The 12933-nt window shown below is 29.6% G+C and carries 9 protein-coding genes; 4 read left to right on the top strand and 5 right to left on the bottom strand.

The features are described from left to right. Window positions 1-91 precede the first annotated feature (91 nt). The 5 genes from ispC to rpsB form a co-directional block, all read right to left on the bottom strand. The gene (gene ispC / locus M9394_RS02995) at window positions 92-1285 is read right to left on the bottom strand and encodes a 1-deoxy-D-xylulose-5-phosphate reductoisomerase (protein WP_250246865.1); all 1194 of its coding nucleotides are present in this window, start codon (window positions 1283-1285) and stop codon (window positions 92-94) included. A 95-nt stretch (window positions 1286-1380) separates the two neighbouring features. Continuing rightward, window positions 1381-1947 carry a ribosome recycling factor gene (gene frr, locus M9394_RS02990; protein ID WP_250246866.1) on the bottom strand — a complete coding sequence of 189 codons (567 nt, stop codon included), beginning with the start codon at window positions 1945-1947 and terminating at the stop codon, window positions 1381-1383. A gap of 86 nt (window positions 1948-2033) precedes the next feature. After that, window positions 2034-2759 (bottom strand): UMP kinase, encoded by a 726-nt coding sequence (gene pyrH / locus M9394_RS02985; protein WP_250246867.1) that lies wholly within the window; start codon window positions 2757-2759, stop codon window positions 2034-2036. 204 nt (window positions 2760-2963) lie between these two features. Next, window positions 2964-3782 (bottom strand): translation elongation factor Ts, encoded by an 819-nt coding sequence (tsf, locus tag M9394_RS02980; RefSeq protein WP_420022160.1) that lies wholly within the window; start codon window positions 3780-3782, stop codon window positions 2964-2966. Between the two features lie 85 nt (window positions 3783-3867). Then, window positions 3868-4554, bottom strand: coding sequence for a 30S ribosomal protein S2 (rpsB, locus tag M9394_RS02975; protein ID WP_250249951.1), 687 nt, complete (start codon window positions 4552-4554; stop codon window positions 3868-3870). Window positions 4555-4879: 325 nt separating this feature from the next. Between rpsB and map the strand changes: the two genes are divergently transcribed. The 4 genes from map (at window position 4880) to recD (ending at window position 12918) form a co-directional block, all read left to right on the top strand. Further along, window positions 4880-5662, top strand: a complete 783-nt coding sequence (map, locus tag M9394_RS02970) for a type I methionyl aminopeptidase (RefSeq protein WP_250246869.1) — start codon at window positions 4880-4882, stop codon at window positions 5660-5662. Between the two features lie 452 nt (window positions 5663-6114). After that, on the top strand, window positions 6115-6936 hold the full coding sequence (gene dapD / locus M9394_RS02965; protein ID WP_250248158.1) for a 2,3,4,5-tetrahydropyridine-2,6-dicarboxylate N-succinyltransferase: 822 nt from the start codon (window positions 6115-6117) through the stop codon (window positions 6934-6936). A 227-nt stretch (window positions 6937-7163) separates the two neighbouring features. After that, complete coding sequence (gene recB, locus M9394_RS02960) at window positions 7164-10724, top strand: exodeoxyribonuclease V subunit beta (RefSeq protein ID WP_250249949.1); 3561 nt, start codon at window positions 7164-7166, stop codon at window positions 10722-10724. Between the two features lie 286 nt (window positions 10725-11010). Continuing rightward, the gene (gene recD / locus M9394_RS02955) at window positions 11011-12918 is read left to right on the top strand and encodes an exodeoxyribonuclease V subunit alpha (protein ID WP_250249947.1); all 1908 of its coding nucleotides are present in this window, start codon (window positions 11011-11013) and stop codon (window positions 12916-12918) included. The last annotated feature ends 15 nt before the right edge of the window (window positions 12919-12933 follow it).

Raw genomic sequence — 12933 nt, 5'->3', positions numbered from 1 at the left:
ACACTATAATTACAGATTCATGACATTACTTATCATTTTTATAATACATATGTAGTAATTGTAATAAATTTATTAAAGACAATATCATTTATTATATGACACACATAGATATTGCTTTCTCACGAGCTTTTTGATCAATATATAAAATATCTTCTATATCATTAGGATCATTTAAATTTATTGCATCAAGTACACGACGAATGACATCAGGAATGTCAGTGAAAGAAATCATTTTATGTAAAAATGCTTCTACGGCGATTTCGTTTGCTGCGTTTAGGACAATAGTAGCCGATTGACTACAATTATCAGCATCTATTGCTAATTGGAAACAAGGATAACTGCGATTATCTAATTGATCAAAATGTAATTTATTAAGATAATATATGTCTATATTTGATGAGATTTCTAGTCCTATTCTGTTGGGATAAGCCAATGCGTACGCAATAGGAATTCTCATATCTGGAGGTGCTAAATGCGCCAATACATTTCCGTCAGAATAGTATACCATAGCATGGACAATAGACTGAGGATGTAATAAAATTTCTATTTCACTCGGTTTAGCATTAAATAAATGACGTGCTTCAATATATTCTAGTCCCTTATTCATCATAGTAGCAGAATCTACTGATATCTTACGCCCCATGGACCAATTAGGATGCGCGCAAGCTTGCTCTGGTGTTATTTCGGTTAATTGTTCTTGTGGCATTTTGAAGAAAATTCCTCCAGATGCAGTTAGCACAATACGAGATATGCCGCACTCAGATAAAGATGTATTTCCTAAATTCTTCTGACATATCTCTGGTAAATTTTGAAAAATTGCGTTATGCTCGCTATCTATAGGCAGTATAAAGGCACGGTATCGATTGGCTTCTTTCATAAACAATTTTCCGCAAGTAACTAAAGTTTCTTTATTTGCCAACAATATTTTTTTACCAGCACGCAACGCGGAAAAAGTAGGCTTTAATCCAGCAATTCCAACTATGGCAGACATCACCATATCCACATCATTAGTTGATGCCAATTCACAGGCATTCATTACTCCAGATAATACTTCAATATCATATTTTCCAGCGGTGATTAAATTTTTTTTCAATATTCGTGCTGCATCTTCAGATATCATACATGCATATTTGGGGCACATCGCTATACACTGTTCTGTCATGACAGCAACGTTATTTTTCGCGACTAATGCATGCACAAAGAACTTGTCGGTGTGTTGTTGTATTACAGATAGGGTAGCTTTTCCAATAGATCCAGTACTACCTAGAATTGTTAAAGATTGCATATGTATAAATTAAGTTACTCATTTGGTGTAGAGATAAAAATCTATTATTTGTTGTTAGTACATATATAAATATCTATCAACGCACAATTTAATATTTAAAATTTCATTAATTCTGATTCTTTTTCCGTGAGAATAATATCAATTTCTTTAATCCAAATATTAGTTAACTTTTGAATTTCATTTTGAAAAACATGCTCTTCGTCTTCATTAATTTCTTTGTTTTTGAGTAAAATTTTGGTTTTATCATTAGCAATACGACGCACACTTCTTACAGCTATTTTACTTTTTTCTGCTTCAGTTCGTACCATTTTTATTAAAGCATGACGACGTTCTTCAGTTAATGCAGGCAATGTTACTCGAATAGTATTTCCATAAGAAATAGGAATTAATTCCAAATCAGACATAAAAATAGCTTTTTCAGTTGATTTGATCAACTGATGATCAAACACTGTGATAGCTAAAGTACGTGAATCTTCTACTATAGCATTTGCTACTTGAGATAACGGAGTGGATACTCCATAGTAGTCTACTCGGATGTTATTTAATATATTTGGAGAAATACGTCCTATATGAATATTGTTGATAGTTGTTTTAAAGTTTTTAATACATTTTTTCATATGTATTTCTGAATCTGTCTGAATATTATCAATTTTATTAATCACATCATATACCTCTGATTTATATTTCTGAATTAAAAAATCAATTTATGTAAATTTAAGTATTTATTTGAATGTTGCAAATTTTTAAATTATTTGGTTATTAAAGTTCCTTCTTTACATCCCATTATTATTCTTTTTAACGCCCCAAGTTTATTTATATTAAATATGCGTATTGGCAAATTGTGTTCTCGTGCTAATGTAAATGCTGTCAAATCCATAACTTTTAATTCACGCTCTAGTACGTCCTGATAACTCAATTGTTCATATAATGTAGCATCAGGATGTTGAATTGGATCAGTAGAAAATACACCATCTACTTTAGTTGCTTTAAGTACTACATCCGCTTTAATTTCAATACCACGTAAACAAGCAGCAGAATCAGTAGTAAATAAAGGATTCCCGGTGCCAGCTGCAAAAATTACTACCCAATTATTAGAAAGTAAGTTAATAGCTTTCATCCAATTATAATGATCGCATACCCCATTTAATGGAATAGCTGACATTAAATGGGACTGAACATAAGCATGATTTAATGCGCTTCTCATGGCTAATCCATTCATTATAGTAGCTAACATCCCTATATGGTCTCCTACTATACGATTCATACCGGATTTAACTAATTCAGCGCCACGAAACAAGTTGCCACCTCCCATAACTATACCTATTTGAATACCTATTTTAACTAATTCTTTAACTTCTGTAACCATTCGGTTTAATACAGTAGTATCGATTCCAAAACCTTCGGTGCCTTGTAGAGCTTCTCCACTCATTTTAAGTACGATACGCCGGTAAATTGGTTTCGTGTGAGTTACCATTAATTATATTCCTCACAAAAAATGGCATAAACAGAAGCAAACACTAACTTATTTAAAGTATAATATGCATGTCAATAATTATTCCGATTTAACCAATTTAATTAGTAGTTTTTTATTGTTAAAAGGATTGAATATATTACTTTAAAAACTAATGATGATCTGTGTTAATTAATTAAAATTTTAGCGAAAATATAAAATATTAATTTACATATCTTCACCTAATTCAAAGCGAGCAAAATTATTAATTTTTACATGATACTCAATCAATAGTTCTTCCACTGTTTTGTTAATATCCATTATGAAGTTTTGTTTTGTTAATACAATGTCATTGAGAAATTTATTCATACGTCCTTCGGTTATTTTTTTTGAAATTTTATATGATTTTCCAGATCTCATGGCAATATCCATGTGAATATTATTTTCACGAATCATTACATCTGTAGGAACATCATGCACGTTAATATATTTAGGGCTTCTAGCCGCGATGTGCATGGAAATATGTTTCATTAAATCTGAAGTTGTATTTCCGCTAGCAGCAACTATTACTCCTATTTTGAATCCGTGCACATAACACCCTAAAAAATCACCTGTCAACACAACAAACCTACGAATATTTATATTTTCTCCAACTTTTGAAATTAAATTAGTCCGTTGTTCTTCAAATCTAGTTTGTAGTACATTAATATCATGAATTTTTTCATTTAATGCTGTAATAATAACAGTTTTAGCGAACTCTTGAAAAGTACTATCTTTAGCTACGAAATCAGTTTCACAATTTATTTCTATCATAATACCATATTGCCTACTGGATGTTATTTCTACTGCAATAAGACCTGATGATGTGGTGTGTCCAGATTTTTTGTAAGCAGTTTTTAAACCGGATTTTCTCATGTTATCTATAGCTAATTCAAGATCTCCATTGGCTTTAATTAAAGCTTGCTTACATTCTACAACACCAATGCCAGTACGTTTACGTAATTCTTTAATTAAATCGCTATTAATATTAATCATTTTTTCTTTCATAGTAATATCATCGCATTAAGAATATATATAGAAAATATTATTACACATTTAATTATTAACAAATTTATGTGTAGCATTAATTATATTAAGTATTGAACACATTCATATGTATCACATTAGATATTATATTTAAATATAGGTTAATCGCGCGTACAGCATCATCGTTCCCTGGAATAACGAAATCTATTCCATCTGGGTTAGAATTGGTATCAACTATTGCAAAAACTGGAATCCCTAATCTATTTGCTTCTTTTATAGCAATATGTTCATGTGTTGCTCCAACAGCAAAAATTGCGTCTGGCAGCCCACCCATATTTTTAATACCTCCTAAACTATTTTCTAGATTAATAAGTTCTCGATTCAAGATCAATGCTTCTTTTTTAGTTAATTTCTTAAAAGTACCGTCCTGAGATTGAATTTCTAAATCTTTTAAACGTTTTATAGATTGGCGTACTGTTTTCCAATTGGTTAGCATGCCACCTAGCCAACGATGATTAACAAAAAATTGATTACAAGCCAATGCTGTTTTTTTTACTGATTCACTAGCTGCGCGTTTGGTACCTACAAATAAAATTTTACCCTTGAGCGCAGCGATTTTATTCAGTTCAATTAAAGCTTGTCTAAACATTACACTAGTTATTTCCAAGTCAATAATATGTATTTTATTGCGAACCCCAAAAATAAAAGGTTTCATTTTAGGATTCCAATAACGGGTTTGATGGCCAAAATGAACACCGGCTTGAAGCATGTCGCGTATAGAAATGTTTTCCATTATATACCTCTATTGGTTGTTGAGCAGATTATTTATAATGTTGGTAGTTATCGGTATTTAAAATATAGATAGATTATATAATACATGTTATATTAATTTTTAATAAGTTAAATACGAAGAATAGTGTGTTACAATGATCTAAAACAAGAAATAATTAACATTTAATTTCAAATAAAGCATGATTATTTGATAACAATAAGTATGGAGTTATAAAGTATATCTTGATGTAATTTGTCTCAATTAATGCAAGATTTATATGTAAATCATATGATGTAAAGGCAAAAAATATTATGTATTTTTTAATAAAATCAATAATATATGTATTATGAAAATTATTATTAAAACGCTTACAGATATAGCAAAAATGCGTATCTCTGGGAAGTTAGCTGCAGAAGTGTTAGAAATGATTGAAGCTTACATACAACCTGGTATTAGTACTGGAGAATTAGATACTATTTGCCATAATTATATTACACAAATACAACATGCTGTTTCTGCTCCTCTTGGTTATCACGGATTTCCTAGGTCTATTTGCACCTCAATTAATGAGGTAGTGTGTCATGGTATTCCAAATAATTCGCATAAATTAAAAGAAGGTGATATTGTAAATATTGATATTACAGTAATTAAAGACGGGTTATATGCTGACACTTCTAGAATGTTTATTGTCGGTCGACCAACAAAGTTGGGGTATCGATTATGTAAGATCACTCAAGAAAGTCTTTATTTAGCAATTCGTATGATTAGACCAGGCATACGTTTAAAAAAAGTAGGTCAATCTATCCAAAGATTTGTTGAAAGTCAGAATTTTTCAATAGTAAGAGAATATTGTGGACATGGAATCGGAAAATTTTTTCATGAAGCTCCCCATGTATTGCATTATGATGCGGATGATGAAGGTGTGATATTAGAATCAGGAATGACATTAACAATAGAACCTATGGTGAATGCAGGTACTCGCCATATTTATACTGAAAATGACGGATGGACAGTAAAAACAAAAGATCATAATTTATCAGCACAGTATGAGCACACTATTGTTGTTACGGAAAATGGATGCGACGTGTTAACATTACGTTCCGATGAGTCTTTATCGTCAATTATTTAAATTATCATAATTAATAAAAAAAAGCATATATTTTATTGTCAAAGTATTTTTAGATATATTTGCAATGATATGAATAAATGACTTTGAATAAGGGCAAAAATATAATTATGTGGTAATATATATATTGTTTTTATGAAAAAAATCAATTCTTGTTATTGAACAAGCAGTATTATTTAATGTATACGTTATTCAATGGGTATAATCTGAGCGATAATATGTTAAATGCTAGTCATTCTTTATTAGAGTAGATTTGTTAAATATGAACAAATTTTATTTAAGGATATCAACATAGTATTTTTAAACAGATATTGCTTTATAACTCAAAAACATAGTAATACATCGTAACGTGTTGATATAAATTTCTAATATTTACTTAAAAAAAGATATTATTTTCCATGGGCAATTAGAAATAATACCCTCAAATGAATTTGATATTATGGAATATGAAACATATGAATCAGTTACGAACAATAATAGAAAGTGCTTTTGAAAAAAAAGAATATATTTCAAAAAATAACATTGATTCTACCCTCAATAATGCTGTTCTAGAAATCATGGATAGATTAGATAATGGGACGTTGCGTATATCAGAAAAAATCAATGGTACATGGATTACGCATCAATGGCTAAAAAAAGCAATTATGCTTGCATTTCATACTATGGACAATCAATTGATAACGTGGGGGGATGGTGTTTTTTTTGATAAATTTCCTATGAAATTTTCCGGATGGGATCGCACACGTTTTGAAAATAAAAAATTGCGTATAATTCCACCAGCTACCGTACGCTACGGAGCTTATATTGCTGCTAACACAGTAATTATGCCTTCCTACATCAATCTTGGTGCTTATATTGATGTAGGAACAATGATTGATACTTGGGCTACAGTTGGATCTTGTGCTCAGATTGGAAAATATGTGCATTTATCTGGAGGCGTGGGAATTGGAGGAGTTTTAGAGCCCATTCAAACTAATCCAACCATCATTGAAGATAATTGTTTCATTGGGTCTCGTTCTGAAATTGTAGAAGGAGTAATTGTTGAAAAAGGCGCAGTGATCTCTATGGGAGTATTTATAGGTCAAAGCACTAAAATATATGATCGTGCTAGCGGAAATATATACTATGGACGTGTACCAGCTGGTTCAGTTGTAATTCCCGGCAGTCTGCCTTCTAAAGATGGTCGTGTTAATACTTACTGCGCTGTAATCGTGAAAACAGTCGATTCTAGAACTAAAAATAAAGTTAAGATAAATGATTTATTACGCGACATATAAAATATATTTTCTTACTTAAAGTACTTTATTCTGTGGTATTTTGATTCTATTGTTTAAATATTAGCTAGCATAAATGTTGTTTATATTTATTGGTGTGAAGTAATGCATTTTTATTTGTTTGATTTATCTGTTTAAATTTGACCAATGTTAGTTAATTTTATAACTAATATAGTTTTAATAAAATTAAGGATAACTTTCATTATTTTAAGCAAATATAAACAATAACCATGCGTAATTTAAATGTTTTAGAATTACCTCTGTATGGCATCAATTTAATTGAAGCTTCGGCAGGCACTGGTAAGACATATACTCTCATAATAATCTATATTAGATTATTGTTATGTTTAGGGAATAGATCAGATTTTTCCCGTCCTTTAACAGTAAACGAAATACTTGTAGTAACCTTTACTAAATCTGCAGCACAAGAACTGCGTCATCGCATCAGAGAAAATATTCATCAATTTAGATTAGATTGTATACGTGGATATAGTAATAATTTTTTATTTTCTAAATTATTATTACAAATACATAATATAGAATTAGCCATAAATCAATTGTCTGAAGCAGAAAAAAAAATAAATCAAGCATCTATTTTTACCATCCATAGTTTTTGTCAAAATATCTTAAATCACAATACAATCGAATTAAACATGCTGTTTAATACAAATATTGTTGATAATGAAACAATATTGTACCAACAAGCATGCACTGATTTTTGGAGACGAAATTTTTATTCACTGCCATTGAATATAGCTAGATTGATTCAAGAATGTTGGAAAGATCCAAATTCTCTTTTAAACGATATTGTTCCTTATATATATAGATCTAGGTCTAGTCTTGACTGTTACGATCATAGCATACATGAAGATAAAAAAAGTGTCATAACTTATTATGAACAAATACTGGATCATGTCAATCATGTTAAAAAGGAATGGCTTAAAAATAAATATAATATAATTACTATCATCAATTCTTATGACATTAATCGAAGAATATACAATAAAAATAATTTAATACGTTGGATAGACAGAATTAATCAATGGGCCGAACGACCAACAATTGATCATACGACACCTAATGATCTACAACGTTTTAGAACAACCGAATTAAAGATACATAATAATAGTAATAGATCTGATTATATATGTACTTTATTTGATTCAGTAGAAAAATTATATAGACAATTATCGTCATTTAAAACATCAATATTTAAAATTGCAATAAATGAGATACATAATGATTTAAATAATACTCAACATTGTAGGTCAGAAATTACTTTAAACGATCTCGTTGATGTGTTGGCTCATCATTTAGTTGAAGATAAAGACAATAAATTAGCACATATACTGCGTACACGTTATCCGGTAACGCTTATTGATGAGTTCCAAGATACAGATTGTCAGCAATTCAAAATTTTTAGCACATTATATAATTCTGATTCAGAAAATGGTCTTATTCTAATAGGAGATCCCAAACAGTCAATTTACGCCTTTCGTGGGGCTGACGTATTTTCATACATGAAAATACGTCGAACAGTATGTAACAAATACAATCTTGATATTAATTGGCGTTCGTCGTTAAATATAGTTAATGCTATTAACCAATTATTTCAATTGGTTTCTAATCCGTTTATTTTTGAAGATATTCCTTTTATTCCTTCGGTAGCTGCTAGCCGAAATAGTATGTATCGGTTTTTGATAAACAATCAATCGCAAACAGCTATGTGTTTTTGGTTGCATCCTGACGAGATAGTTACAATAGGTGACTATAAACGATCAATGGCACAGGAGTGTGCCGCTATTTTATACAATTTATTACATGACATACGTAATGGGACAGCTTGGTTAGAAAATGATAAGTATAAAAGAAAATTAGAAATATCAGATATAACTATATTAGTACGCAATCATGAAGAAGCATCACTTATTTGTTCTGCTTTATCAAAACTAAATATATCAACAGTATTTCTATCTAATCATAAAAATATTTTTGAAACAATGGAATCTTATGAATTATCATTATTATTACAAGCAATCTTATTTCCAGAGAGCCATACAATTTGTACTGCTTTAACAACTGTTTTTTTTGGGTTAAATGCCGCTGATATTGACAGTATTAATAATAATGAATCTAAACAGGAACGAATATTTGAGAAATTTTTTGAGTATTATTCCGTTTGGAAAAAAAAGGGTGTGTATTTGATGATACAGAAAATAATTTTTGACCATAAAGTACCAGAAAAATTATTGTCTACACGAGTAGGTGAAAGTAGTTTAATAAATATTTTGCATTTAGGTGAATTATTGCAAGATGCTGCAAGACAGTTACAAGATGAACACGCGCTTATGGAATGGTTAATATCAAAAATAACACAACCAAAAAATAAAAAAATATCTGATCAAAATTTACGATTAGGCAGTGATCATCAATTGATAAAAATTAGTACAATACATAAATCTAAAGGATTAGAATTTCCATTAGTATTTTTGCCATTTGTAGCAGACTTTAATTATGTAAAAAATCCTTTTTTTCATGATAGAAAGTCATATGAAACCCATTTAAATTTCAATATATCAGAATCAAGTTTAATATTGGCAGATGAAGAGCGTTTATCAGAAGATTTAAGGCTATTATATGTAGCGGTGACTCGTAGTATTTATCATTGTTCTATAGGTATTGGACCAATAGTACGACGATACAAAAAAAAATCTAATACCAATGACTTACATCACAGCGCCTTAGGATATTTAATCCAAAAAAAAACTGCTGGAAACGCAGCAACATTAAGGAAACATTTAAAAAGGCTCAATGTTTATTCGAATGGTGATATTTCCTTCCGTATTATTTCAAGATCACAAGAACTATTTTCTCATGTATCGTCTGTTGCATCTAATCAATTACTATACGGAAAAAAGTGGAAGACATCATCAAATGTTATTCCGTGGGGTATAACAAGTTTTAGCGCTTTACAACATACTGATGTTGATGTTACAACATGTTTAAATTTAGAAAAACAATTAGATATCAGTGAAAACATTCAGTATCAAGAAAATGATATTCCATTAACACCACATACTTTTCCTAAAGGAAAAGTATGTGGTAACTTTTTTCATAGTATCTTTCAAGTTCTGGATTTTAGAAAACTTGTAGATATGAAATGGTTATACGCACATATGGCAAGATATAATATTGACCCAATTTGGGGATTTGTTGTTCGAGAATGGATATATATAGTACTCAATACCCCCCTTAATAATAATTTAACTCTCGCGCAAATAACTCCTAGGGATAAAAAAACTGAACTTAAATTTTATTTATCTATTAATGCGTATTTAACATCAAAAGAATTAGACCATTTATGCAAAAAGTATGATCCTTTATCACGTCAATCTTCATCGCTTACTTTTTTGGATATAACAGGAATGTTAAAAGGATTTATTGATTTAATTTTTCGTTGGAATCATCGATATTATTTGTTAGATTATAAAACCAATTGGTTAGGAGACAACAATGAGGATTATGTTGGTTCTAAAATAACACAAGAAATGATTAAACATCATTATGCATTGCAATATCAACTTTATACTTTAGCACTGCATCGGTTTTTACGTAATAGACTCGTTTCTTATAACTATGAAAAAGATTTTGGAGGAGTATATTATCTATTTATACGCGGTATGGATGGAACACCGTTGAGTAATGGAATTTATTTTTTTCGTCCATTATCGGCATTTATTAATAAATTAGATAATTTATTCTCTAAAAATAATCTAAACATCATTAGATGAATAATTTTTAGATTTTACTTTATAATAGGAACATTATTATTTTCAATAAAATAATACAGATGCGATTTAATGTATTAACGATTAAGTATACCTATCTATCTGAATAAGCCACATACGAACTTACATATAATTATTAATTCAAATAGATGATTTATATCTAAAAAGAAAAAGTATAAATTATTTGAGTGAAATTTAAAATTGTAATTATCTGTTTTTAACTAAAAAAATACAGTTTTTCTGTCGTTTAAAATATACAATCTAATATTGTAGCCGTAAAAATAATCCCATGAAAGATGTTATTAACAATATTTTAAAATTAGGGTTGTGGCATTCACTAGATGTACAATTTGCCGATGTATTAGCTCTTCCCATTTATGATGGGGATCGAAATAATAATATAAAGGAAGCATTAATTTTAGCTAGCGCAACTCTAAGCTCTAACGTGAGGGCTGGTCATGTTTGTTTACCTTTGTGGTTTCTTACGCCTGACAAATTATTTCAAGGAAATTATCCTGAATTAACGTATGCGATATATAAAAAATTAGGGAAATTATCGATATCCGACTGGCAGGAATTATTGCTTTCTTGTCCCTCGGTTAGTGATGGATCGCGGGTCACCCCATTAATATTGGAAAATAAGCGCTTGTACTTACATCACATGTGGCAAGATGAATGCATAGTCGCGCAATTTTTTAGTCATAACTATCCATCAAATATCTTTCAAAAAGAAAAAATAATTTATGTATTAAATCAATTATTTCCTATAACTTATACAGAAGTTGATTGGCATAAAATAGCTACTGCTATTGGAGTAACACATCACAGAGTATTAATTTCTGGAGGACCTGGAACTGGAAAAACATCTATTATAGCGAAGATAGTAGCGGCATTATTGTTATGCAGCAAGAATAATGATCTAAATATTCAGATAACCGCTCCAACAGGAAAAGCAGCAGCTCTTTTGACTGAATCTTTCAGAACAACAATGCACAATATTCCACAATTAGAAAATCTTTTCTTATGTAACTTACCAGAAAAAGCTATTACTCTACATAGTTTACTTAGAACACGATTATATAAAGAAAATATTCAATATAATTGCTTTAATCTCACACATTTAGATCTCTTAATCATTGATGAAGCTTCTATGGTTAGTCTATCTATGTTAGCTCAGCTAATTTTGACACTTTCTCCCCAAACGAAAGTTATTTTTTTTGGTGATCAATATCAATTATGTTCAGTAGAACCTGGATCTGTATTTAAAGATGTGTGTCAATTTTCTAATTTTTATTATTCTCATAAACGTTATCAAGAACTTATAGATCTTACAGGTTACATATTACCTATTATATCTCCTGCTGAATTATCTATACATTATAATTATAATAGTATTATTGATGGTACATGTATACTAAAGAAAAATTATCGATTTAGTGAAAGTTCAGGAATTAATAAATTATCTGGTGCTATAAATTCAGGAGATTATAATTATGCGTTGTCATTGTTGAATTCAAGCATATACAAGGATTTATATTATATTTATTTTGTAGACAAAAAAAGCTATATAACTATGATTCTTAATTGTGCAATGGCATATTCTAACTATTTACAAGAATTGAAACATACTAAAATCCTGACAAAAAATATTTTAAATATTTTCAATCATTATCGAATATTGTGTGCATTACGTGATGGTCCGTTCGGAGTAATAAGACTTAATTATTATGTTGAACAAATATTAAACGAAAAAGGATTAATTCAATTAAATAATTCTAGAAATTATATAGGTAGACCTATTATTATATTACGTAATAAACCATCATTAGAATTATATAATGGAGATGTTGGAATATTGTTGCTAAACGATCAAAATAAACTGTCTGCATATTTTATTTTACCACGAGGGGGTATAAAAGTTATACAAATATATCAATTACCGGAGTATGAAACTTGTTTTGCTATGACTATACATAAAGCGCAAGGATCTGAATTTCAACATATCGCAATAGTATTGCCCAATCAATATACACCATTATTAACACGAGAATTACTCTATACTGCTGTCACTAGAGCTCGTCAATGCCTTTATTTATACGCGACAGATCACGTAATAATACGCAGTATTAATTCGATCACACAACGTTATAGTGGATTATATGAAAAAATAAAAAATCATATAATGCCCATAGTTTAATAAATGAAAAATTTG

The organism is Candidatus Blochmanniella camponoti, from assembly GCF_023585825.1.
GTDB classification, from domain to species: domain Bacteria; phylum Pseudomonadota; class Gammaproteobacteria; order Enterobacterales; family Enterobacteriaceae; genus Blochmanniella; species Blochmanniella camponoti.
Note: the sequence above shows the minus strand (reverse complement) of the source record. Positions and strands in the feature narration are given on the sequence as shown.

What these genes read in the sequence shown, in the direction of transcription:
- ispC (WP_250246865.1), bottom strand. Translation starts at nt 1,285, where the DNA reads ATGCAATCTTTAACAATTCTAGGTAGTACTGGATCTATTGGAAAAGCT.
- pyrH (WP_250246867.1), bottom strand. Translation starts at nt 2,759, where the DNA reads ATGGTAACTCACACGAAACCAATTTACCGGCGTATCGTACTTAAAATG.
- tsf (WP_420022160.1), bottom strand. Translation starts at nt 3,782, where the DNA reads ATGAAAGAAAAAATGATTAATATTAATAGCGATTTAATTAAAGAATTA.
- rpsB (WP_250249951.1), bottom strand. Translation starts at nt 4,554, where the DNA reads ATGGAAAACATTTCTATACGCGACATGCTTCAAGCCGGTGTTCATTTT.
- map (WP_250246869.1), top strand. Translation starts at nt 4,880, where the DNA reads ATGAAAATTATTATTAAAACGCTTACAGATATAGCAAAAATGCGTATC.
- dapD (WP_250248158.1), top strand. Translation starts at nt 6,115, where the DNA reads ATGAATCAGTTACGAACAATAATAGAAAGTGCTTTTGAAAAAAAAGAA.
- recB (WP_250249949.1), top strand. Translation starts at nt 7,164, where the DNA reads ATGCGTAATTTAAATGTTTTAGAATTACCTCTGTATGGCATCAATTTA.
- recD (WP_250249947.1), top strand. Translation starts at nt 11,011, where the DNA reads ATGAAAGATGTTATTAACAATATTTTAAAATTAGGGTTGTGGCATTCA.